Raw genomic sequence first — 24,980 nt, forward strand, 5'->3', positions numbered from 1 at the left:
AATGGGTCATTATTGTTTTAAGCGATGACTATACCTTAAACAGCAAATGCTAAACACCAACAAAAAGTAAGGGTTTATAGAATAAGAAGCCGGATACGAACCAACAAAAAACGGCGCAATGCGCCGTTTCAGTATAAATATACTCCCACAACTAAATAAGCCGACTCATCTGAATGATACTGAGGCTAAAGCTTGAAGATCCGATACAACCTATTGAAAGCTGACCATTGGTGTTAATGGTTAGATCTTTGGTAACGAAGTTCTTCACACTTCCCTCTCCTAAACTCAATCCAGCAGGAACATGGTGGTTCATATTGCCATTGATCCATTGGCTGTCTAAGCCTGCTGGTAGTATAGATATTGAAGAAGAAGCCAGATCCGCCACACCAAATACCGCATTGACTGGCGCTGCACACTCTGAACACTGAATGCCTTTTTCAATAATCTCGACAAGGTCTTTAAGGTCAGCACTAAAGCTCTTCAGGTTCCTCAGGTAATCATCAAATAAAGCTCGAATAAGGAGTGTTGTCGCTACCCCTTTATCTGACTGAGAAGCAGAATCCACCAAGTAAAATGCAAACTGACCATTCATCAACCATCGATAATCAAATACTAAAGGCATAACGTCAGTGGATTGCAGCAACCTATATGAACACTTCCAATCACCTTGGGTGGTATCTTTCTCTGGCAGCAAAGCATGCAGCAGATCCCGAGCGGCGCTTGGGTTGTTTTGCAAATACTCTAAGTGCCAATGCAATTCCTGCTCATCTGGCATCTCGCCGCCATCATCAACACGGAACCACTGGCTTGAAAAATCGCGTTGCTCTGAAAAATGACAATCAGAATCCTCTAGGGTGTTTTCAACTGCTTGATAGAGATGTTCATAATTACTAATGGGTTTGGGTAAGAAATCTTTTATTCCAAACCTTAAGGCTTTCGCAACATCTGACATCTCATTGGTAGCAGAAACTACAATAAGGGGTAGTGATGGATACTCTAGACTAACCTCTTCGACGAACTCAATACCATCGAGCACTGGCATTGATAAATCACACAATATAACGTCGGGATCATTATTTCGAAGTTGTTGCAGTGCTTCTAGCCCGTTTTCAGCTTCTACTACCTTAAATCCCTGACTTTCCAAATAAGCACTAGTCACTTTGCGAAAAATCGGATCGTCGTCCACTAACATGATCAGTTTCTGATTAACCGCTTCTTGCGCCGAGGCTATTGCTGTTTGACTGTGAGTCTTATACATACCTTTACACCTCACAAAGCTCAGTCAAAAAACAAATTAATAAGTCATTATTTTTGTTATATTTACGTCTCACGAAACGTTGCGCAGCAAGACATCAGGCCCTTTCACCTTGTTATAAACCGTAGCCTTAAAATGAGTTTTATACAAATATTGCATGTTTTATCAGTATTTACTCAGCTATGTCTCGTGTGTTGAAATGATGCAACATGTTGACTTAAAGCAAACTTTGATCACAAAGTTAATTATAAATTAGCCAAAAACGGTAATTTAAAGTGTCTGGAAATATGAAATTAGATGATTTGAACCTGTTTCGATTAGTTGTCGAAAATGGGAGCTATACCGCAACTTCGCGTAAGACCATGATTCCGGTGGCAACCATCACCCGACGTATTCAGGCGCTAGAAGATTCGGTTAACTTGCGACTGTTAAATCGCCATGCGCGAAAACTGTCTCTAACAGAAGCCGGAGAACGTTTTTATCATGAGTGCTCTCCCCTTCTTCAACGCCTTACTTCTGCAGCTGAAGAGATCACCGACGAATGCCGCGGTGCGTCTGGCAAGATAAAGATATCCGCGCCATATAATCTGACTAAGCGCATGATGATGCCGATGTTCAATGGTTTTATGCGCCAGTACCCAGATATCAATATTGAACTGACAACTGAAAGCAATGCAGATCAACTTGATCCGACCGAATGGGATGTTATTTTCCGTGTAGGCCCTCAACGTGATTCAAGTCTAATTGCACGTAAGATCGGCGAAGTTAAAGATATTTTAGTCGCTAGTCCCGACTACTTATCTGCAAACCCGGCCCCAACTCATGCAGAAGAACTTAGCAATCACTCGCTACTTAAAGGGCACCCTCTTCTTAAGTGGACGTTGATTAACAGCAAGGGTGAATCTGTCGTTAACATCGAGCGAGGTCGCTTCCAAGCTAACGCGCTAAATGTTGTTCGTAGCGCTTGTTCAGACAGCCTTGGTATTACCCTAATGCCTGACGTGATGATCAAAGAATTTATTGAGAGTGGTGATTTAGTTCGCGTTCTGCCAGATTGGAGCGCAAACCCGCGTGATATCTACATGCTTTACAACCACAAAGACCACCTTCCTGAAAAAGTGCGCTTATTCATTGATTTCGTGATCGCTTACAACATTCACTAAGTCAAGAGCCATAAAAAAACCAGAGCCTTCGCTCTGGTTTTTTTATTTCTTTAGAGGTCGTGGATTATGCGCCTTCATTATGCAGTTCAAGGTTCGCTAAATCTTGTTGAATTTCGCGTTCCGTCTTCGCATCATCATTACGCATACCATCTAAGAAATCGAGATATTGCTGATCTATATCACCAGTAACGTATTCGCCGTTAAATACTGAGGTATCGAACTGAGCAATGTCTTGGTTACCTAGGCCAACCGCCTCAACTAAATCATCAAGGCGCTGATAAATAAGCGCGTCTGCACCAATTTGCTTACAAATGGTCTCGTTGTCGCGACCGTGAGCAATCAATTCTGTTGCACTTGGCATGTCAATACCATATACGTTCGGGAAACGAACTTCAGGTGCTGCAGAAACCATAAATACTTTATTCGCACCCGAGTCACGCGCCATTTCAATGATCTGCTCAGACGTTGTGCCACGCACTATAGAATCGTCAACAAGTAGTACGTTTTTGCCTTTAAACTCAGAGCGAATCGCATTCAACTTACGGCGCACAGATTTCTTACGCTGCTGCTGACCCGGCATGATAAAGGTACGGCCGACATAACGGTTTTTCACAAAACCTTGGCGGTATGGTTTGTCGATCGCTTGAGCAATTTGCAAAGCAATGTCACAAGAAGTTTCTGGAATTGGGATAACAACATCGATATCGAGATCTGCGTAGTCTTCGCTGATACGTTCACCGAGCTTCTTACCCATCTCAACGCGTGCGCTGTAAACAGAAATTTTATCGATAAATGAATCTGGGCGAGCAAAGTAAACAAACTCAAAGATGCATGGATTAAGCTTGGGATTGTCAGCACATTGCTTAGTAAACAACTCACCATCGAACGTTGCGTAAATTGCTTCACCTGGTGCAACGTCACGTACAAAATCAAAACCAACCGCATCTAACGCTACTGATTCTGAAGCCACCATGTATTCTGTTTTGCCATTCTCTTCGCGCTTACCAAGGCAAAGTGGACGGATTCCATGTGGGTCACGAAATGCAATCATACCGTGCCCAATGATCATTGCAGCGACGGCATAAGCACCACGGATTGTACGATGTACATTTGTTACGGCGCGGAACACATCTTCTGAAGTAACGTTCCCCTTCACTGTGTCGATTTCATGAGCCAATACGTTGAGTAAGACCTCAGAATCTGAAGTGGTGTTAATGTGGCGGCGGTCTTTTTCAAACAGTTTCTGACGAACTTCGTGCGCGTTAGTCAGGTTCCCGTTGTGGGCAAGTGTAATACCGAAAGGAGAGTTTACGTAGAAAGGTTGAGCTTCTGAGGCACTTGAGCTGCCTGCAGTTGGGTAGCGTACATGTCCAATACCCACCTCACCTTGCAAGCGCTGCATGTGTTTGGCTTCAAACACATCCTTCACTAAACCGTTCGCCTTACGCAGACGAAAACGATTGCTTTCTATGGTACAAATACCAGCGGCATCTTGGCCACGATGCTGTAACACCGTTAACGCGTCATAAATAGACTGGTTTACAGGCGTTGTGCCCACGATTCCAACAATACCACACATGTCCTAATCCTCGATTTGCGACAGTAGCTGGCACTACTAGATAGTGCCAGACAAAAAACTTGATGTTGCTTGTAAGTGCTCGAAGAATGGGGCGATGATACGGCTGAACTCTGGGACCAACTGTGACTCTTTCCACCAATCCGAGCTTGGGAATGCAGTAAACGCATCCATAAAAAACAGCACCGCAGAAACAATCAGTACTCCACGTAAACCACCAAACACCACACCAAGAATTCGATCGGTGCCGGATAGTCCTGTTTTTTGTACCAGTTGACCAATGACGTAATTCACCACTGCACCAACCACTAAGGTTGCGACGAATAACGCCGCAATTGCGGCTCCGTTTCGAAACATTTCATCTTCGATGTTGGTGAAGTACACCGCCAATTTGGCGTAGTAGTTGCTGGAGATAAAAAACGCTCCAAACCAAATCACCAAAGACAAAGCTTCTTTAGCAAAACCGCGAACTAAACTGATCAGAGCTGAAAATCCGATCACACCTAAAATGACAAAATCTAACCAATTCATGTTTTCTTCATCTTAAGTTGGCGCGCATTTTAACAGAAAAAATGCTGACGCAAACGTTTTCTTATGGATTTAATGGCTTAAATTTAAGCAATTGACCTTTTGAGCCTGTAATTTTTTGTAATTCCTTGACCTGTCGTTCAAGTTTACTTTTTGATACATCAGGACCAACAATCACACGAGTAAAGGTTTTCTCTTTTTTCACATGAGCTTGGTAGCCACGCTTCTGTAAATCCTCTACTAGTGCAACTGCATTCTCATGATTTTTCAGAGCCATCAACTGAATGATCCAGGCTGAATCTTCATATTGGTTTTTTTCTTCAATCGGTCGAACTGCGACTTCCACCTGTTCAGGCTGTTTCGTTTCTTCTGACTGCGTCCCAGTCGTTTGATTCGACTCAACTACCGCCGCTTCAACGACTTCTGAATCATTCACTGTCGCCGTCACTGGAGAGTCAGGCAGTGAAATATCATCTTCGACAGGTTTTAAAATTTCGAAGTTTTCCACATCGCTATCAAGTTCAGGCTTAATAGGAATACTGGCAAACTCTTCTTTGTAGTGGAGTTTCTTCCCATCTAGTACGTCTGGAAGGACGATAACCCCTACAGCGACTAGAATGATGGTGCCGACTAAACGACTCTGGAATTTACTTGCCATCAAATTACCTTTGATTACTCATTATTTGATTGCCAATGCTCCAACACTTCACCCACAGTATGGAAGGATCCAACCACCAGAATGACATCGTCTTGAGTCGCGTGTATTTTCGCGTCCTCAAACGCTTCTACTGGCGTTTGGAACTGAACTTGACCTTGAGGTAAGTGTTGGCATAGTTCCTCTGCTGTAGCCGCTCGTGGGCCAGTCAGCGATGACGGATACCATTGTGTAGCAATTGAGCTTAACGCTTCGATTGTTGCCTTGATGTCTTTATCGTGCAGCATCGCCACCACTACGTGGATGTTTTTATCTACGTATTGGCGCTTTACCTTCTCAACTAAGTATTCTGCTGAATGAGGGTTATGTGCAACATCAAGTACGATTTCAGGACTGTTTTGCAGAACCTGCATTCGGCCAGCTAGGCGTGCATTATTCAAGCCATTAACGATGTTAATGTCAGTGATTTGCAATTCTGAAGCACCGAGAGCCATTAAAGCAGTAGCTGCATTTGGTAAAGGCAGAGAAGGAAGCGGAAGATCATCAAGACCGAACGCGCCACTACACCACTTCCAACCATTGTCAGTCTGGTGGTAATCGAATTGAATACCAACCTGATAGAATTCCGCGCGGATATCATCAGCGTGTGCAGCAACCGATGCAGGTGGCGTTGGTTGACCACAAATCGCAGGTTTACCCGCGCGGTAAATGCCAGCTTTTTCAAAACCGATCACATTAATGTCATCACCCAGCCAGTCAACATGGTCAATGGCCAAACTAGTGATAACTGACACGTCATGGTCAACCACGTTGGTCGCGTCCAAGCGACCGCCAAGGCCAACTTCTAGCAGAACCACATCCACCTTCTCTACTTGAAAAATACGAAGAGCAGCTAACGTACCGAATTCAAACAAGCTTAGGCTGATATCGCCGCGCTGTTTTTCGATGTAGTCGAACGCTTCACAGTGTTTGCTGTCATCGGCATCAAGGCCATTGATACGAACACGCTCGTTGTAGCGAATAAGGTGTGGTGAGCTGTACACACCGACTGAGTAGCCAGCGTCCAATAGAATGGCTTCCATCAGCGCACAGGTTGAACCCTTGCCATTGGTGCCGGCAACAGTAATCACAGTAGGAGCTGGTTTAGTGAGGTTGGCTTTTTGTGCTACCGCTTGAACGCGGTCTAAGCCAAGGTCGATTGCTGAAGTGTGGAGTTTTGTTAAATAATCAAGCCACACCGCTAGAGGGGATGTGGCTTGAGGAATAGAGTTTTGGGTCATCTAACTTTAACCATTAATTTCTTTGGTTTTTATGTTAGTTGATACTTTACCCTTTTTCGTCCGCTTCTGGTACAGAATATGGCTCTTCATTTGGAGATTCGTTAACCGAAACCACCATAGGAGATTTGTGGTTAGTTAGCTTAGCCACTAGACCACCCACACGCTGACGCATTTCACGACGGTCAACGATCATATCAATCGCACCGTGCTCCAGAAGGAACTCACTACGCTGGAAGCCTTCAGGAAGATCTTCACGTACAGTCTGCTCGATAACACGACGACCAGCAAAGCCAATCAGCGCTTTAGGTTCACCAATATTGATGTCACCTAGCATCGCCAAACTTGCTGATACGCCACCCATTGTTGGATCTGTAAGTACAGAGATGAATGGCAGACCTTTCTCAGAAAGGCGTTCAAGTGCAGCACTGGTTTTCGCCATTTGCATTAGAGACATAAGCGCCTCCTGCATACGCGCACCACCACTTGCAGAGAAACAAACAAGTGCACAGTTGTTTTCAATTGCAGCATCTACCGCTTTTACAAAGCGAGCACCAACAACTGAACCCATTGAACCACCCATGAAAGAGAATTCAAACGCACACGCCACAAGCGGCATGCCTAGCAGTTCACCCTGCATCACAACCAATGCATCTTTCTCACCACTGTTCTTTTGAGCAGCAGAGATGCGCTCTTTGTAGCGCTTGGAATCTTTAAACTTCAGTTTATCTTGCGGCTCAAACTCTGTACCTAGCTCGACGCGCTCACCTTCGTCTAGGAAAGTCTCCAAACGACGACGCGCTTTCATGCGCATGTGGTGGTTACACTTAGGACAAACTTCTAGGTTACGTTCAAGTTCAGCATGGTATAGCACCTGCTCACAAGATGTACATTTAGTCCACACACCTTCAGGGATAGAAGCTTTGCGTGAACTTACAAGGTTGCTTTTCTCTAAAATCTTTTCAAGCCAACTCATGGAAGACCTTTTCTCTCAACTCTTCCGCTTCATTGCGAAAGATATAAATTCGGAATATTACGGACGGATTAAAACATATCTTGCCGCGACTGTAGATAAAAAACTGGTTGTACCTATTTTTGATACAGGTGACGCAACAATGGTTATCGCGGCGATCTCTTCTAAAGTACCGATATTTTGAATTAAGTTCGTGAATTTAGTTCAAATTATCTGGCAAAAATAAGGGGCCGATCGGCACTCTTGGTAATCCAAACTCTTCTGGATAGTCCACATCTACCAGATACAAACCTTCCGCCTTTGCTGTCGCTCCTGCTAACTTGCGGTCTTTCGCTTCTAAAAGTGACTTAATCCACTCTGGTTTTTCTTCACCGCGGCCTACTTTAATCAAGCTGCCAGTAATATTGCGAACCATATGGTGAACAAAAGCATTGGCTTTAATGTCGATAACAACATAATCACCATGACGGGTTACATTGAGATGCATCATGTTGCGGCAAGGGCTCAATGATTGACAATGCGCAGCACGAAATGAGCTGAAGTCATTTTCACCGAGTAAGTACTGCCCAGCTTCGTGCATTTTTTTCTCGTCCAAATCACCGTGGTAATGACTCACACCCGAATTTAAGATACCTGGACGCAATGCATGATTGAAGATGATGTAGCGGTAACGACGTGCAGTTGCTGAGAATCGAGCATGGAAGTCGTCAGGTACTTCTACCGCCCAACGGACAGCAATATCGCTTGGCATGTTCGCATTTGCACCCATTGTCCAAGCAACCATTTTTCGACTTACGTTGGTGTCGAAGTGAACAACTTGACCTGTGCCGTGCACACCAGCATCTGTACGACCAGCACACTGCACTTCTACAGGGTGGTTCGCGACAACAGAGAGTGCTTTTTCTAGCTCTTCTTGGACACTTTTCACTTCTCTTTGGCGTTGCCAACCAAAGTAATTTGTACCGTTATATTCGATACCTAATGCGATTCTCATTTTAACCTTCGAACTCTAAAATGGGGCGGGAAGTATATACGTAAGTCCTTCCAGATACAAAAATGGGCAGCGTTTGCTACCCATTTTTTGTTTATCGACCGTTGATGGCGTCGATGAGTCCTTTCGCTTCGCGGCGAATATCATCTTCACCGTAAACAATGGCTTCCTCTAGCAGTTTGACCGCACCTTGTGGGTCATTCATCTCTAGGTAGATTTTTGCAAGGTCAAGCTTACCTGCCGCCTCTGCGTTACTATCTACGTCGACATCACCATTATCACCAATCACATCAGGAAACTCGTTCAAACCAACATCAAGTTTGAGATCTTGCTCTTCAAATTCACCACCATCTTTATCCACTTGAGCCATCAATTCGTCAATCGTCATGAACTGATTTTTCTTTGGGTCAAAGTCGGTAAGGTCTTCTTGCTCACCCCAGTTTTCTTCGGTGATTCTTGGCTGCTCAAGTGCCTCTGATGAACTCCAAACCTCACGCTCATCTTCTGGAACTTCCTCCCCACGAGAAGGGTACTCAGTTTCAGGAGAAAGCTTGAAACCATCCCAATCATCACCAACGTCAAGCATAGCCTCAATATCCATGCCTGCGCTTGCTATGGTGTCACTGTCCAAATCAGTATCGAAGGTTTCTGAATCCATACTGTCTTCAGAAAGTAGATTCGCCATTGCAGCTTCATCAAAATCAGACACTTCCGGTTCAGATGGCGCCGAAAACTCTGGAGCTACCGTTTCGCTTGGCTGAGCAAACATGTCAAACAATGCATCCTGTTCAGATTGCTCTTCAACGTCCTGCTCTACTGGCTCTTCAGCCATTGATGCCATTGCGTCTTCTTCACCAAACTCTGGCAACTCTAGCTCATCGAAGTTGAACTCTTCATCTTCAACAACTGGTTGAGCTGCCACTTCCGGCTCTGCTGGCTCTTCAGCCATTGATGCCATCGCATCTTCTTCACCAAACTCTGGTAGCTCTAGCTCATCGAAGTCGAACTCTTCCGCTTCAGCAACTGGCTGCTCTGGTTGAGCTGCGACTTCCGGCTCTGCTGGCTCTTCAGCCATTGATGCCATCGCATCTTCTTCACCAAACTCTGGCAACTCTAGCTCGTCGAAGTTGAACTCTTCATCTTCAACAACTGGTTGCTCTGGTTGAGCTGCGACTTCCGGATCTGCTGACTCTTCAGCCATGGATGCCTTCGCATCTTCTTCACCAAACTCTGGCAACTCTAGATCATCGAAGTTGAACTCTTCCGCTTCAGCAACTGGTTGCTCTGGTTGAGCTGCGACTTCCGGATCTGCTGGCTCTTCAGCCATTGATGCCATCGCGTCTTCTTCACCAAACTCTGGTAACTCTAGCTCATCGAAGTTGAACTCTTCATCTTCAACAACTGGTTGCTCTGGTTGAGCTGCGACTTCCGGCTCTGCTGGCTCTTCAGCCATTGATGCCATCGCATCTTCTTCACTAAACTCTGGTAATTCTAGCTCATCGAAGTTGAACTCTTCATCTTCAACAACTGGTTGCTTTGGTTGAGCTGCGACTTCCGGCTCTGCTGGCTCTTCAGCCATTGATGCCATCGCATCTTCTTCACCAAACTCTGGTAGCTCTAGCTCATCGAAGTTGAACTCTTCATCTTCAACAACTGGCTGCTTTGGTTGAGCTGCCACTTCCGGCTCTGCTGGCTCTTCAGCCACCGATGCCATCGCATCTTCTTCACCAAACTCTGGTAGCTCTAGCTCATCGAAGTTGAACTCTTCATCTTCAACAACTGGCTGCTCTGGTTGAGCTGCGACTTTCGGCTCCGCTGGCTCTTCAGCCATTGATGCCATCGCATCTTCTTCACCAAACTCTGGTAGCTCTAGCTCATCGAAGTCGAACTCTTCCGCTTCAGCAACTGGCTGCTCTGGTTGAGCTGCGACTTCCGGCTCCGCTGGCTCTTCAGCCATTGATGCCATCGCATCTTCTTCACCAAACTCTGGTAATTCTAGCTCATCGAAGTCGAACTCTTCCGCTTCAGCAACTGGCTGCTCTGGTTGAGCTGCGACTTCCGGCTCCGCTGGCTCTTCAGCCATTGATGCCATCGCATCTTCTTCACCAAACTCTGGTAGCTCTAGCTCATCGAAGTTGAACTCTTCATCTTCGACAACTGGCTGCTCTGGTTGAGCTGCGGCTTCCGGCTCTGCTGGCTCTTCAGCCATAGATGCCATCGCATCTTCTTCACCAAACTCTGGCAACTCTAGCTCATCGAAGTTGAACTCTTCCGCTTCAGCAACTGGCTGCTCTGGTTGTGATGACTCTTCATCAAGTAACCAGTCTTCCTCTTGAGGAACGCCAAACTCGTTCGGAGAAGTATTTGGTGTTGGCGTTACTTTTGGCTCTTCAAACTCAGGCTCAATAACCTCCTCTACCACTGGCTCTGGTAGATCTGATGGCTCTGACTCAAGAGCTGATTCAGCTTCAAAGGCAACCACTGCATCTTCCAAAGGCTCATCTTGAGCTTCTGCTTCAGACAGCTCGTTAAGTAAAGCATCGCCTTTAGGTGAAATCTCTTCCAAATCACCAACGAACTGATTCCGGTCAAAACTGCGCTCTTCCTCAGCTTGTACTGACTGCTCATCTTCAGCTTGAGAGCCTTCTACTTGCTGCTCAGAAACTAGCGCATCAATGTCAAAGTCAGTGTCTAAAGAAGAGGAGCTCTCTTCAACCGCTGGCGACTGCTCTGCTAGAAGTTCCTCAAAGCCAAGTGATGACAATAGTTCATCTTCATCGCTCTCTGTATCGTCTTGACCGATAAGTTCATCAAATGCATCTTTATCGGACTCGGAGTCCTCTTCAAGAAATTCATCAGCATCCGAATCTAATAATTCATCGAGCAACTCTGTGCTATTTTCATCTAACTCCAATGCCTCTGAATCATTATCAAAGCCTGACAGTTGCTCTAATTCATTTAGAGGATCGAAGTCTTCACTATCATCCTCATCTAAATCAATCAGTTCATCGAGTAGGTCTGTGCTACTTTCGTCAATGTGCTCTTCATCGTAGCCTGCAAGTTCTTCAAGCTCTTCAAGTGGGTCTAACTCTGACAGTGAACCGCCATCATCTTCTCCGAGCAACTCATCGAGTAAAGCAGATGCATCGCTGTCTTCACTCAAATCAAACTCATCGTTCGCTGTTGATTTAGCCTCTTCAACCTCTTCGGCAGGTTGCTCATACTGTGCTAATAGCTGATCGATGTCATCATCAGATGCCATTCCAGCGCCAAACGCATTTTCGTTTACTTCACTTGGAGAACTGTCTTCAATCGGAGCATCATCTTCTTCTGCAAGTCCAGAGAACAAGTCATCGAGCATTGATTGATCTAATGCACCCGATTCAAGTTCTTCTGTTGGTTCATCAGCAGATAGTAGTTCTGAGAACTCATCTTCTGACATAGACAAACCAGTATCTGCCGGCTCATCAGAGAGATCGAAAGCAGAGTCATCACCTGAAGCGGTATCATCTAAATCTAGTTCTGGTGATACTTCATCTAGTGCGCGTTCCATCTCTTCAAGACCTAACGCTTTCTCTTCACCATTAACGCTGATTCCATTCGCCGACGAATCAAAGTCATCTAAACCAACATCAAGGTCGCCATCGTCACCAATACCAGCGAATGGATCTTCTCCATCTTCCCCTTCAAGATTGAAGTCAAGATCGTCATCGTCCAAACTTGCAAAGACGTCGTCATCCTCTTGACCGCTGTCATCAGAGAACAGCTCGTCATGGTCACTATCATCACCAAAGAGATCATCATCTAGACTCAACTCTTCATCAAGCTCATCAATGGAGTCACCAATAGCAAGCGGTGCAGCTGCCATTTCAGGTGTAGGCGTTTCAGTTTCCGCGGCTTCTTCTTTCGCAGCTGAACGACGTCCCAACAGCATCACGATCAATAAGGCAATCAATGCACCTGGAATCAATGCGGCGAGACCAACTAACCAGCCATTGGACAAAATTTTATCCAATGTGCTCGGCTGCATTCTTTGTTGCTCAGCAACGCGTTGACGTTCTTCAGCTAATAATTTTTCAACTTCTGAGCGAATGCGCTCTTCGTCATTTAATTCAGTTTTTAAAGAATCTACTTCGGTTTGAACTTCAGAAAGCATCAACCTCAAATGGTGATTCTTTTCTTCGAGTGATTCCAACTCGCCTTGAGACACTTGTAGCTTTTCTTTTAATGCCGATACCTGTTGCTCTCCCTGAGGAGAAGTTTCCACTTTAGGAAGCGGTTTCTCTGTAATCTGAACTTCCTCAGGTTGAACCACATTTATCTTCGGCGTAGTAGTTTGAGGCTCAGGCTTTGCTTGGACTGGGCGTACAGGTTCAGGCTTAGGTTCAACAGGTTTTGGCTGTGTCGCTTGATTGAGTTTTGCCTGATGCGCCTTCATTACAGCCGCCGCTTGAGCGGTTGTAGCAATCCGAGTTTGCTCAAGAGATGGCACTCTTAAACGGCTACCAGATTCCAAGAGATGGATATTCTGATTCTCAAACGCTTGAGGGTTGATACGATAAATGGCAAGTAGCGTTTGCTGAACAGAAACTGAGTTTGATGGCCTTAACTTAGTCGCGATAGACCATAACGTTTCATTTTGACCGGTAGGGCCGTAAAAACGTGAAGGCTGTAAATTTTCTGGAGTCGCTGGAAGCGCTCTTTCTATCTGCTCTGCATAACTCGGAGCAGCTTGCACTTCACCAGAGGGGCCGACAAGTCGAATTGCTTCAGCCTGTACCACTGACGATGTCTGAGTCGCGCCCATCAGCATTAGTGCAGCTAATAGACGCTTATAGTTTTGATGCATAAAAAGCTCAGTCTGTGTGCTAAAAATAATTTAAATGGTGATCGGTTAAATATATCGGATATAGCGAGCAAAACTATAGGTTTGAGGATAAAAAATGTGGGGCTCGCGAAATATTCGTACTAATCTCACACAATTTTTTTCAGATAGAACAAAAAAGCCTCGCACTGAGCGAGGCTTTAAGATCCTTAATCAAAGTGACCAAGTACCAATTAATAGTAGTCGCGGATTAGAACTTCTGCGATTTGAACCGCGTTAGTTGCTGCGCCTTTACGAACGTTATCCGCAACGACCCATAAGTTTACGCCGCTGTGGTGGCTGATATCGTTACGGATTCGACCAACCATAACATGGTCTTTACCGCCCGCATCGCGAACCTGTGTTGGGAAGTCTTCACCGTGGAATACTTCAATACCATCCGTTTGCTCAAGAAGGTTGATAACTTCTTGCGCATCAATTGGAGAACGAGTTTCAACGTGAAGTGCTTCTGCATGACCGTAGAACACTGGTACACGAACACACGTTGGGTTTACTGTGATCGATGAATCGTTGAAGATTTTTTGCGTCTCCCACACCATTTTCATTTCTTCTTTGGTGTAGCCGTTTTCCATCATCTGGTCGATTTGCGGAATACAGTTAAACGCGATTTGCTGAGAAAATTGCTTCTTGTCAGCTGGTAGACCGTTTAGCAGTTTCGCTGTTTGACCGGCAAGCTCATCAATACCTGACTTACCTGCACCAGAAACCGATTGGTACGTTGACACGTTAATACGCTCGATACCAACTGCATCGTGAATTGGCTTCAGCGCCACCAGCATTTGAATGGTTGAACAATTCGGGTTTGCGATGATGTTGCGGTTACGGAACTCTGCAATCGCTTCTGGGTTTACTTCTGGAACAACAAGAGGAATGTCGTATTCGTAGCGGAAGTGTGACGTATTGTCGATTACGATAACACCTTCGTCAGCTGCAATTGGTGCCCATTTAGCAGATAGTTCACCGCCAGCAGAGAACAACGCGATGTGCGCTTGAGACCAATCAAACTCTTCTACGTTTTGAACACGTACCGTTTTACCATTGAAGCGGTAAGTCTTACCTTCACTGCGCTCACTCGCTAGTAGGAAGATTTCGCCTACTGGGAATTTGCGCTCTTGAAGCACTTCCAAAATTGTTTCACCGACCGCACCGGTCGCACCTAATACGGCAACATTGTATTGCTGGCTCATTGACTTACCTCAACCTGAAAACCTAGTTCTGCTAATGGTGCAAGATTACATGTTTCATTACCCATTAGCGTGACAGCGCTGTACTCGCGGCGATCCCAGTAGTTCTTACGCATCAGGTCAAAAGAGCCTGGCTTACTGATTTCGCGGCGGAAAAGAGCGTCATCTTTACGCACATCATAGATTAACTGCGTGATGTTGTGCAGCGTCGCTTCATCCCATGCTCTGTCCAATACCATAGTAGGAACAGGCGCGGTTGGCAGTAAATCGCTGGCATGCGCACGTAATTCGTTATTTAAGAACTCACAGTAGCTGTTGAAAATCATCGTCGTACCGCGAGCTTTCCCTTCCAGACCATAGCCTGCAACGTGAGGGGTTGCGAATGCTAGCAGAGGCAGAAGCTCCATATCAACCTCTGGTTCAAATTCAAACACGTCGAGTGCCGCTGTAAAGCCGTCGTTTTTCAGTAAACGTTGCTTAAGCGCTTGGTTGTCCACGACTGGACCGCGTGCCGCATTGATAAGAATTTGATCGCTACGAAGACCATTTAGCACCTTCTCATCAATCAGATGATGCGTTGGGTATGGGCCATCTTTGGTGATTGGCGTGTGCAGCGTAATGATGTCAGAACGTTCGATCAACTCGGCTAGCGGAGTGAAGCTGCGAGAATCACCCTCTTCTTGTTTGAACGGGTCATTAATAAGCACATTAATGCCCATGCCCTTCAAACATTTTTCAAGATAGCTACCGACTTGCCCCGCGCCAATGATGCCAACGGTTTTATCGAAAACCGAGAATCCTTGCTGCTGTGCTAACACCATCATGACACTGAACACGTACTCAGCAACACCAACTTTGTTACAACCTGGTGCTGCGGTGAAGAAAATACCTTTCTCTTGCAATAGTGCTTGGTCTACATGATCCATGCCTGCTGTTGCTGTACCAACGAACTTCAGCTTGTTTGCTTTGCTGATCAGCTCTGCGTTTACTTTGGTGACTGAGCGAATCATTAACGCATCTACATCGACTAAATCATCGGCTGTCAGTGTACGACCAGGTTTTAAAATCACTTCACCGAGTTGGCTGAATAGCTCTTCAGCGTACGGCATATTTTCATCAACAATAATTTTCATAGCGCCAGCGTTTAACATCCATTTGTATGAGTTCGTTTATTCGCAAGATGCGAAGCTAAAGCGATTGTGCCCTTTTCTTGAAAAATCTCAACAATTAGAGTGAGCAAAAACAGGTTTCAGAAAAGAAAAAGCCCGGCTAAATTAGCCGGGCAAAGTTCCAGAACAAAAGGATCCTATCCCGCTCTCCTTGGGATAGAGTCTGCGTCTGTTCGACCAGTTTGACTGATCAAGCTCTGGAAACCGGTTTGTTGGTCCGTTTACGCCGTATGGGAAAGCACAGTGATATTCCGACCAACAAATTCAGTTAGCTTTGGGTCGCTTACGCTTGGTACTTTTTGATTACCAATGTCGCGTTTGTACCACCAAAACCAAAGCTGTTTGACATAACTGTCGTTAGCTCAGCGTCACGAGCTTCCGTTACGATGTCTAGACCTTGTGCTGCTTCATCCAAGTTAGAGATGTTCACACTTGGCGCAATGAAGTTGTTGTCTAGCATTAGCGTTGAGTAAATCGCTTCGTGAACGCCAGCTGCACCTAGTGCGTGACCTGTCATTGCTTTTGTTGCAGAAATAGCAGGGCTGTTGTCGCCGAATAGCTCTTGGATAGCGCCTAGCTCTTTCACGTCACCTACAGGAGTAGAAGTACCGTGTGTGTTGATGTAGTCGATAGCGTCAACATCTTGCATTGCCATCTTCATACAACGAACTGCGCCTTCACCTGATGGTGCTACCATGTCGTAGCCATCAGAAGTCGCGCCGTAACCTACGATTTCGCCGTAGATTTTCGCGCCACGTGCTAGTGCGTGCTCTAGCTCTTCGATAACCAGCATGCCGCCGCCACCAGAGATAACGAAACCGTCACGATCTGCATCGTAAGTACGAGATGCTTTTTCTGGCGTTTCGTTGTACTTAGTAGATAGTGCGCCCATTGCATCAAACATCATAGTTTGAGACCAATCTAGCTCTTCACCACCACCTGCAAAAACGATGTCTTGTTTACCAAGTTGGATAAGCTCCATCGCGTGACCGATACAGTGTGCAGACGTTGCACAAGCTGAGCTCATTGAGTAGTTCACACCACGAATCTTAAATGGTGTTGCAAGACACGCAGATACTGTTGAAGACATAGTACGTGGCACCATGTAAGGACCTACGCGTTTTACGCCTTTCGCACGCATCGTGTCAGTTGCTACTGTTTGGTTTAATGCAGAAGCACCACCAGAACCAGCAACGATACCTGTACGATCGTTTGAAACTTGTTCTTCAGATAGACCAGCGTCTTCAATTGCCTGCTGCATTGATAGGTATGCATAAGCAGCCGCATCACCCATAAAGCGCATCTGCTTACGGTCAATAAACTCTGCAGGGTTGATTTTCAGATCACCCCACACCTGCGAACGCAGACCGTTTTCTTTAAACTGCTCAGACGCAGTGATGCCAGATTTGCCCGCTTTAAGAGACGCTAGAACTTCTTCGACGTTGTTACCGATACTTGAAACAATACCCATACCGGTGATTACGACTCGTTTCATTATGACATTCCTATAATTCAAAAATCCGCTAGATAATAACTAAGATAGTCAACAAAAGTGGTCAGCTTTCCCAGAAATTCGTACAATCGCCGAATTCTAACCGCGCCAAATCACATATTTGCACCATTATGACTTCGATTAAAAACGCAGAACTTGGTTGGAACGAAGCTGGTACACCGGTTTCTGACCAATTTGATGATGTTTATTTCTCCAACGTAAACGGTCTCGAAGAGACGCGTTACGTGTTCCTCAAACAAAATCATCTACCAGAAAGATGGCAGGAATTTGACCAAAGACGTTTTGTTATTGGTGAAACCGGATTTGGCACAGGGTTGAACTTCTTAGCCGTGTGGCAATGGTTTACCGAATTTCGTCGCGAATATCCAGAGGCAACGCTAAAAGAATTGCATTTCGTTAGCTTTGAGAAGTACCCACTGAGCAAAGCTGATCTAGAAAAAGCGCACCAATCATGGCCAGAGTTGGCAGAGTTTGCTGAAAAGCTGCAACAGCACTATCCAGCCGCAGTGCCTGAGTGCCATCGCATTGTTTTAGAAGACGGCGCAATTACGCTCGACCTATGGTTTGGTGATATCAAAGACTGCATGCCGCTTGTTCCTTATGCTGAGCAAGGCTTGATTGATGCTTGGTTCTTAGACGGTTTTGCACCAAGCAAAAACCCAGAAATGTGGAACCAAAACCTATTCAACGGCATGGCAAAATTAGCGAAACAGGACTGCACGGTCGCAACCTTTACGGCAGCGGGCTTTGTGCGTCGCGGCTTAAACGAAGCGGGCTTTGCAATGAAGAAAGTCAAAGGCTTTGGCACCAAACGTGAAATGATCGCAGGTTCGATGGAGCAACGTGAAGCGCATTCAAACCACCTACCTTGGTTTAACCGCACAGCATCGACCAATCATGATTCCATCGCGATTATTGGTGGCGGCATCGCTAGCGCGGCTTTGGCTAAAACGCTGATTCGTCGCGGTCAAAATGTCACGCTTTACTGCAAAGACGCTCAACCCGCAGAAGGCGCATCAGGCAACCGCCAAGGCGCAGTGTACCCATTATTAAATGGTCCCCACAAAGGCGTTTCTCGTGTGTTTGCTCCGGGCTTTTTGTTTGCCCGTCAGTTTGTTGACCAAGCAGCGCAAGATATCCAATTTGATCACGATTGGTGCGGCATCACGCAACTCATGTGGGATAACAAATCTGCAGACAAGTTGGAAAAAATGCTTGCTGGTAATTTCACGCCAGAGTTGATTCACAAACTATCTGCTGAAGAGACGGCTGAAAAAATTGGATTGCCGATCGATATGGCATCGGTTCATTACCCTCTTGGTGGCTGGTTATGCCCTGCTGAACTGACCCGTGGTTTGATTGCTCAACTGGAGAAAACAGAGCTTTTTGCAGCGAAGTTCGAGCATCAAGTCGAGTCACTAGATTGGGATGAAGCGCGTAAGGTTTGGGTATTAAAGGCTAACGGTCAAAGCTTTGAACACTCAACCGTGGTGGTAGCGAACGGCAGTGAATTCCAAACACTAACCCAAACCGCTGCTCTACCGATGGGTCAGGTAAAAGGCCAAGTTAGCCACGCCCCTGCAACTGAAACGCTGTCTAAGCTGAAAACAGTATTGTGTTACGACGGTTACATGACTCCTGTTAACCCGAATAATCAGCACTTATGCATCGGTGCAAGCTACGACCGCAGCCACCTAGACTACGAGTTTGACGAGGAAGCACAAAAAGACAACGCCGAGAAGTTGGTGAAGTGTTTGCCAGACCAAGCTTGGACGAAAGAAGTAGATACCTCTGGTAATTTATCACGCCAAGGCATTCGCTGCGTTAGCCGTGATCACCTGCCGTTTGTAGGTAACGTAGGCGACTTTGAAACCATCAAAACGCAATATGCGGGTCTACAAAATCAACAAGAACAAGACGTTGAAGCGATTCACCAGTTCCCTAACCTATTCTGTTTCCTAGGGTTAGGTTCTCGCGGTTTGAGCTCAGCGCCCCTAATGGCAGAAGTGTTGGCATCACAAATCTGTGGCGACCCGTTACCACTGCCTGTTGATGTACTGACTGAGCTGCACCCAAGCCGTATGTGGGTTAGAAAACTGCGTAAAGGTAAGGCGATTACTGAGCTGTAACGTTTTTCAAGTGCGTAAAGAACCCCTCCTAGCCTCCCCTTAAAAAGGGGAGGAACAAGTTCTTAGCCCCACATTCGTCCTACCCCTTTCCAAGGGGGAGTTAGAGGGGGTTACCAGCTTTTAGTTCAATGCCGCCACGGCCGCTTTCACTTGCTCGGCAATTTCCGCATTACGGAACTGACCCGCTTCCAAATCAAAGTTATCGTAGAAGCTTGGAACAGATTGCGATGCTTTCACTTCAGCACCGAAGTAAGGTGCAGAGCCTGTTGCCGCTGCCAAAACCGTTTGTGCACCACCTGGGCCTGGTGACGTTGCTAAGTACACCGCAGGTTTGTTTTGGAATACATTGCGCTCGATACGTGTCGCCCAATCGAATAAATTTTTGTAAGCCGCTGGGTAAGAGCCATTGTGCTCAGCAAAAGAAACCACCAAAGCATCAGCCGTAGCGATATCTGCAAGGAACGTCTTTGCACCTTCCGCTTGACCAATTTCTTTCTCTTTGTCTTCACTGAACAAAGGAACATCGTAGCTATTGAGGTCTAACACTTGCACGTCTGCACCTTCAACAAGGTTGGCAGCGTAAGTCGCAAGGGTTTTATTGATAGAGGTGGAGCTAGTAGAAGCGCCGAATGCGATAATTTTCATGGTTGTAATCCTTTGTTCACGTTTTGTACTCACTAGGGTAAAAGGTGAGCCTAGGTGCTACAACCACAAAAATTTTAAGGAGAGATTCGAAAATTTCGAAGGAGTTTATTTCAACTCTTTTTTGTTTTGACTAGAAGCTTAGAGCAACTAACCGAGCCCTAAGCTTGCGCTTGAAGCTCTTGCCACAGATCGCTCACTATCACGCGATCCGCAGGCGTCAGTTCTGAGCGCGCTGCTTCGAGGCTATTTTCGATGCGAGATTTCAGCTCAGTCACATCGTTAATGCCTTCTTCTTCACACGCTGCAGCAGACAGAGAAATGTGACCACGCAAATAACCACCAGCAAACAATTCATCATCCGATGCCGTTTCAATGCGAGCATCAATCAGTTCTAGTAGTTTTTCTTCAAATTCAATAATCATGGAGCTTCTCTGAGGTTATTTAATGGACTCGAATCAGTAACATTACCCTGAACCCGTAACTTGAAATTACTTAGCTACAAAGTCAGTCGTTTCCAGCGGCTTGGTTTGGTAAAAGGCACGCAACGCATCCGATAGCATTTTCACGCGAGGCGGAAGACCGTTTTCTAGAATACCCATGACTTCATTGTGCACTTTGTGCATGAAACCAAGACGATCTGGTTCAAAATCGCCGTGTAGATTGTCACAACTGACGTTAAAAGGGAAGTCAGCACTTTTCGCTAGAATCCACTCATACGCTTGAGGGCGAATTTCCACTTTTTCAAACTCAGCTTGAACCTCGGCTGTGCGGCCGTCAGGTTCATACCAGTAACCAAAATCTTCCAGCAAACGACGCTCGGGTCCTGCTACGCACCAATGGGCAATTTCGTGCAGCGCTGACGCATAGAAACCACGAGCAAAAATAATCCGATGATGGGGATGCTCTTGATCTGCTGGTAAGTAAATCGGCTCATCACCACCGAGTTCTAGCTTAGTATTAAAAGACTCGAGAAATGTATTATTGAAAATGGTGATAAGGTCTTGATATTCGTGGTTCATGATCGATTCTGTACTTCAAATTGATATGCGGTGCGCATTGTCGCTGTTTTTGTTACGCAGGTAAAGCCACACAACAAGTTTGGTTATTAGCTGAATTTATCTGAAAGCGGCTTTCTCCATACAATTTCTCATTCGTCACAGATCACATTTCCCACTACACTCACGCCTTATTTTTAAGCTTAATGCTGGCGACTTCAACGCCACTTAAAGCGTGATTCTTTTTGGGTTTGAGCCCCTTCCAAGGCTTAAATCTTGTTGGTAAGTTTTGCTGCTGTTTTCCTTAATCTCAAGGATCATGACAGAGCCCTTTTATTTGAGTGTCCCCTTATGCTGCTAAGTGTGTTGTACATCATTGGTATCACGGCTGAAGCCATGACTGGAGCATTGAGCGCTGGTCGAAGAAAAATGGATTGGTTTGGCGTTATGCTGGTAGCCAGTGCAACGGCAATTGGTGGCGGTACAGTACGCGACATTCTACTAGGTCACTACCCTCTGGGTTGGGTAAAGAACCCAGAATTTCTAGCAATCACGTGCGTTGCGGGTGTACTAACGACGGGCTTAGCAAAATGGGTAATTAAGCTCAAAGGTCTGTTCATCCGTTTGGATGCGCTGGGCTTGATCGTATTTAGCATCATCGGTACCAAAGTGGCGATTGGCATGGGCTTGCACCCTGGAATCTGTATGGTATCTGCATTGGTAACTGGCGTATTTGGTGGCCTGCTACGTGATTTGATTTGTCGCCAAACGCCGCTTGTGCTGCATGAAGAGCTTTACGCCTCAGTGGCACTTATTGCATCTGGTTTATACCTAGCTCTGCTTGAGTTCAACGTACCAGATGTAACCGCGACGATTGTCACTCTGATTACTGGTTACATGCTGCGTATGGCTGCAGTACGCTTCAAATGGCGCTTACCTTCATTCCACTTGGAAACAGAAGGTTCAATTCACTAATTGAATTCGAAACCAATTGAAACACCATTAAAAAGGCAGCTCATTGAGCTGCCTTTTGTGTTTATAAGCTCAAACCTCCATCAATATCGAAAGCAGCACCTCGCAGCCCAATGGATGATTCAGATAGTAGAAACTCTATCGCAGGAACTATGTCCTTTGGCGTTAAAATTCTACCTGCTGGTGTCTCTTTCATCGCCAATTTCAACCCATTAAATGCTTCTTGAGACATTCCTGCTTTCTCTTGAATATCGGTAGCTGTTACTCCTGGCCGTACGCTGTTAATACGAATCCCTCGTTCAGCAAGTTCTAGATTCAATACTCCCACTAGACCTTCTAGCGCCATTTTACTCGACGTATAAAGTGAAGAATTCACAAAGGCCTTTTCAACAACCAAACTGGAGACCATCACGACACTGGCCGGGTTATTCATCACCGGAAGTAACGACTGCAACATAAAAAACGGCGCTTTAAAATTGGTATTTAAAGTAAGCTCAAATTCTTCAAGCGATGTAGTTCCTAATTCGTTAGGGAAGTAAACACCAGCATTAAAAACCACGCCATCCAACTTAATATTCAGCGCTTGAATCTCTTTACCAATAGCTTGTACATCATGGTGGTTTTCATTGTCACACAGTAACGTAGTGATGTTAGCGCCTAATTTTGTTTCAACATCATCTAATTTCACTTTATTTCGACCTGTTATAACAACGTGATAGCCTTCACTTGCTAACTTTCGAGCTAATTCCAACCCTATCCCAGACGTTGCTCCCGTGACCAATATTGCGTTTGACTTCATGTTTTCCTTCCTTTGAATTGAATCCAAAGTCAGGTTAATTGAAAGTATCAATAATTATTAGCTACCAAACCATCATCATTTTGTTTCTATATGAGCACCAATAGCCTCTTTGATATCCATAAATTACTCCCACACTTGGCAACCTTTCGCCTTGTCGTAGAGCGAGGAAGTTTTCAGTCTGCAGCAAATGAACTCAATTTACCGCGCTCTTCTGTAAGCAAGAAAATTCGCCAGTTAGAAGAGATTGTAGAGCAACGCCTGATCCAAAGAACCACTCGAAAGCTAACTTTAACTGAGGCGGGAGAAGCGTTACTCAATACTACTCAAGAACTTCCTTCTCTAATAGACAAGATGGAAACCTTTCTACTCGACCAACAAACGATACCGAGTGGAAAGGTGAAAATCAGTTGCTCGACACTTCTTGGGCAACACTATTTGCTACCACAAATGAAATATCTGGTAGCTTGCTTTCCACAGATCCAATTTCAACTGAGTTTTGATGACAACTGTGTCGACTTAATTGAGAGCAAAATTGATATTGCAATCCGGATAGGTGAGTTACCAGACTCACCAATGCTGGCGAGAAAGATTGGAGAAAAGCGTTGGTGCTTCGTCGCAAGTGATGACTATTTAAAAGTGAATGGCTATCCCACCCACCCGAACCAATTGGTTTTCCATCAGTGTTTAGTTTTTGCCAATCAGACTTCTACACAGAACCATTGGCAATTTGTCGATGAAAATAAAAACATTGAATCCGTATCAGTAGAGGGCGCAATACAAAGTGATGATGCAAGGGCCTTGGTAGAGTTGCTCAAACAAGGAGTAGGTATTGCGAGACTTGATCCTAATGTCATCGCATCAGAATTAGAGAGCGGCGAACTGACAACCATACTCGACAGCTATACTGTGGACTTTACCGCTCCCATTCAACTACTTTGTCTCGGGAAAGCCACTCATTCCAAAGCGAGTAGAGCGGTTTGGGATGAGCTCGCAAGAGTTCTTCCTCCGCGACTCAAAATAAAAAAATAGCGCCCATCGGCGCTATTTTTTTAAATCTTTGGAGTCTCGGTTTGTACACCATGGTTTTGACCACGATGACGTAGCAAGTGATCCATCACGACAATAGCCAGCATCGCTTCTGCGATAGGCACAGCGCGGATCCCCACACAAGGGTCATGACGACCTTTAGTGATCAACTGAGTTGGTTCACCTTCTTTAGTGATAGTCTCACCTGGCACCGTAATGCTTGAGGTTGGCTTAAGCGCGATGTTTGCAACAATCTCTTGACCAGTAGAGATACCGCCAAGAATGCCGCCCGCGTGGTTACTACCAAAGCCTTCTGGTGAAAGCGTATCACGGTGCTCGCTGCCTTTTTGGTTTACCACATCAAAACCGTCACCGATTTCCACGCCTTTCACTGCATTGATGCTCATTAACGCGTGCGCGATGTCTGCATCCAAACGATCAAATACAGGCTCACCAAGACCAACAGGCACGTTGGTTGCCACGACCTGAATTTTAGCGCCGATAGAGTCGCCTTCTTTTTTCAGATCACGGATAAGTTGATCAAACGCTTCCACTTTGTCTGCATCTGGGCAGAAGAACGCATTGTTTTCGATTTCATTCCAATCCACTTTATCGATTGAAACGTCACCCATTTGCGACAAGTAAGCGCGGATTTCTACACCGAACTCGTCTTTTAGGTATTTCTTAGCGATTGCACCAGCCGCCACACGCATTGCCGTTTCACGAGCAGACGAACGGCCGCCACCTCGATAGTCGCGCACACCGTATTTTTGGTGGTAAGTGTAATCAGCGTGTCCTGGACGGAACTTGTCTTTGATGTCTGAGTAGTCTTTAGAACGTTGGTCTGTGTTCTCGATCATCAGACCAATTGAAGTACCTGTGGTTTTACCTTCAAAAACGCCAGAAAGAATTTTTACTTCGTCCGGTTCACGACGTTGGGTAGTGTAACGTGATGTGCCAGGACGGCGACGGTCGAGATCCGTTTGCAGATCTGCCTCAGTGATTTTCAAACCTGGAGGGCATCCGTCTACGATACATCCTAGTGCGATACCGTGACTTTCTCCGAATGTCGTTACTCGGAAATGTTGTCCGATACTGTTTCCTGCCATTACTTCCTCAAGTTCTTGTCGCCACGCTCTCCATGAGCGCAACTGCTTTTCAATTCTTCGTGGAATCATAGTGGCGGTATTACGTTTTGATGTAAAGCCCGATTTGGTGGAAAAAACAAAACAGCCGAAATTTTCC

General features: G+C 45.6%; 20 protein-coding genes. 4 read left to right on the plus strand and 16 right to left on the minus strand.

The annotated features are described in order from the left end of the window. Positions 1–151: 151 nt before the first annotated feature. A complete protein-coding gene (locus KIV41_RS08635) occupies positions 152–1,258 on the minus strand; it encodes a response regulator (protein WP_038884270.1) in 1,107 nt (368 codons plus the stop codon). 284 nt (positions 1,259–1,542) lie between these two features. Here KIV41_RS08635 and KIV41_RS08640 point away from each other — a divergent pair, with 284 nt between their 5' ends. Next, positions 1,543–2,418 carry a LysR family transcriptional regulator gene (locus KIV41_RS08640; protein WP_010449511.1) on the plus strand — a complete coding sequence of 292 codons (876 nt, stop codon included), beginning with the start codon at positions 1,543–1,545 and terminating at the stop codon, positions 2,416–2,418. 64 nt (positions 2,419–2,482) lie between these two features. Here the strand turns inward: KIV41_RS08640 and purF are convergent, their stop codons facing one another. The 10 genes from purF to fabB form a co-directional block, all read right to left on the minus strand. Then, positions 2,483–3,997, minus strand: coding sequence for an amidophosphoribosyltransferase (purF, locus tag KIV41_RS08645; protein WP_010449512.1), 1,515 nt, complete (start codon positions 3,995–3,997; stop codon positions 2,483–2,485). Positions 3,998–4,033: 36 nt separating this feature from the next. Next, positions 4,034–4,525 carry a CvpA family protein gene (locus KIV41_RS08650; protein ID WP_009842584.1) on the minus strand — a complete coding sequence of 164 codons (492 nt, stop codon included), beginning with the start codon at positions 4,523–4,525 and terminating at the stop codon, positions 4,034–4,036. Between the two features lie 61 nt (positions 4,526–4,586). Further along, positions 4,587–5,180 carry an SPOR domain-containing protein gene (locus KIV41_RS08655; RefSeq protein ID WP_010449519.1) on the minus strand — a complete coding sequence of 198 codons (594 nt, stop codon included), beginning with the start codon at positions 5,178–5,180 and terminating at the stop codon, positions 4,587–4,589. Positions 5,181–5,194: 14 nt separating this feature from the next. Continuing rightward, positions 5,195–6,457: a bifunctional tetrahydrofolate synthase/dihydrofolate synthase gene (folC, locus tag KIV41_RS08660; protein WP_285336088.1), complete on the minus strand. Its 1,263-nt coding sequence runs from the start codon at positions 6,455–6,457 to the stop codon at positions 5,195–5,197. 46 nt (positions 6,458–6,503) lie between these two features. After that, complete coding sequence (gene accD / locus KIV41_RS08665; RefSeq protein ID WP_038887054.1) at positions 6,504–7,430, minus strand: acetyl-CoA carboxylase, carboxyltransferase subunit beta; 927 nt, start codon at positions 7,428–7,430, stop codon at positions 6,504–6,506. A 196-nt stretch (positions 7,431–7,626) separates the two neighbouring features. Continuing rightward, complete coding sequence (gene truA / locus KIV41_RS08670) at positions 7,627–8,421, minus strand: tRNA pseudouridine(38-40) synthase TruA (protein WP_010449526.1); 795 nt, start codon at positions 8,419–8,421, stop codon at positions 7,627–7,629. 91 nt (positions 8,422–8,512) lie between these two features. Next, positions 8,513–13,267 (minus strand): FimV/HubP family polar landmark protein, encoded by a 4,755-nt coding sequence (locus KIV41_RS08675; RefSeq protein WP_285336089.1) that lies wholly within the window; start codon positions 13,265–13,267, stop codon positions 8,513–8,515. 209 nt (positions 13,268–13,476) lie between these two features. Next, positions 13,477–14,490 (minus strand): aspartate-semialdehyde dehydrogenase, encoded by a 1,014-nt coding sequence (locus tag KIV41_RS08680; RefSeq protein ID WP_010449535.1) that lies wholly within the window; start codon positions 14,488–14,490, stop codon positions 13,477–13,479. Next, complete coding sequence (locus KIV41_RS08685) at positions 14,487–15,620, minus strand: 4-phosphoerythronate dehydrogenase (RefSeq protein WP_285336090.1); 1,134 nt, start codon at positions 15,618–15,620, stop codon at positions 14,487–14,489. The genes KIV41_RS08680 and KIV41_RS08685 overlap by 4 nt, the downstream gene beginning before the upstream one ends. A 319-nt stretch (positions 15,621–15,939) precedes the next feature. Continuing rightward, entirely contained in the window at positions 15,940–17,151 is a 1,212-nt protein-coding gene (gene fabB / locus KIV41_RS08690; RefSeq protein WP_005433116.1) for a beta-ketoacyl-ACP synthase I, read from the minus strand. Between the two features lie 128 nt (positions 17,152–17,279). On the opposite strand from fabB, the gene mnmC reads away from it, so the two are divergent. Beyond that, a complete protein-coding gene (mnmC, locus tag KIV41_RS08695) occupies positions 17,280–19,298 on the plus strand; it encodes a bifunctional tRNA (5-methylaminomethyl-2-thiouridine)(34)-methyltransferase MnmD/FAD-dependent 5-carboxymethylaminomethyl-2-thiouridine(34) oxidoreductase MnmC (protein ID WP_285336091.1) in 2,019 nt (672 codons plus the stop codon). A gap of 120 nt (positions 19,299–19,418) precedes the next feature. Here mnmC and KIV41_RS08700 read toward each other — a convergent pair whose 3' ends face one another. From KIV41_RS08700 to KIV41_RS08710, 3 genes are all read right to left on the minus strand, one after another. Next, the gene (locus tag KIV41_RS08700) at positions 19,419–19,943 is read right to left on the minus strand and encodes an NADPH-dependent FMN reductase (RefSeq protein WP_285336092.1); all 525 of its coding nucleotides are present in this window, start codon (positions 19,941–19,943) and stop codon (positions 19,419–19,421) included. Positions 19,944–20,101: 158 nt separating this feature from the next. After that, positions 20,102–20,365, minus strand: coding sequence for a YfcL family protein (locus KIV41_RS08705; protein ID WP_010449546.1), 264 nt, complete (start codon positions 20,363–20,365; stop codon positions 20,102–20,104). A 66-nt stretch (positions 20,366–20,431) separates the two neighbouring features. Then, positions 20,432–20,962: an elongation factor P hydroxylase gene (locus tag KIV41_RS08710; RefSeq protein ID WP_285336093.1), complete on the minus strand. Its 531-nt coding sequence runs from the start codon at positions 20,960–20,962 to the stop codon at positions 20,432–20,434. Positions 20,963–21,289: 327 nt separating this feature from the next. On the opposite strand from KIV41_RS08710, the gene KIV41_RS08715 reads away from it, so the two are divergent. Continuing rightward, positions 21,290–21,913: a trimeric intracellular cation channel family protein gene (locus tag KIV41_RS08715; RefSeq protein WP_005433103.1), complete on the plus strand. Its 624-nt coding sequence runs from the start codon at positions 21,290–21,292 to the stop codon at positions 21,911–21,913. 61 nt (positions 21,914–21,974) lie between these two features. Here the strand turns inward: KIV41_RS08715 and KIV41_RS08720 are convergent, their stop codons facing one another. Further along, the gene (locus KIV41_RS08720) at positions 21,975–22,709 is read right to left on the minus strand and encodes an SDR family NAD(P)-dependent oxidoreductase (RefSeq protein WP_285336094.1); all 735 of its coding nucleotides are present in this window, start codon (positions 22,707–22,709) and stop codon (positions 21,975–21,977) included. 90 nt (positions 22,710–22,799) lie between these two features. Here KIV41_RS08720 and KIV41_RS08725 point away from each other — a divergent pair, with 90 nt between their 5' ends. Further along, positions 22,800–23,738 carry a LysR family transcriptional regulator gene (locus KIV41_RS08725; protein WP_285336095.1) on the plus strand — a complete coding sequence of 313 codons (939 nt, stop codon included), beginning with the start codon at positions 22,800–22,802 and terminating at the stop codon, positions 23,736–23,738. A gap of 20 nt (positions 23,739–23,758) precedes the next feature. On the opposite strand, the gene aroC is transcribed toward KIV41_RS08725, so the two are convergent. Next, entirely contained in the window at positions 23,759–24,844 is a 1,086-nt protein-coding gene (aroC, locus tag KIV41_RS08730) for a chorismate synthase (RefSeq protein WP_188052939.1), read from the minus strand. Between the last annotated feature and the right edge of the window lie 136 nt (positions 24,845–24,980).

The organism is Vibrio sp. D401a, from assembly GCF_030248515.1.
Classification (GTDB): Bacteria; Pseudomonadota; Gammaproteobacteria; order Enterobacterales; family Vibrionaceae; genus Vibrio; species Vibrio rotiferianus.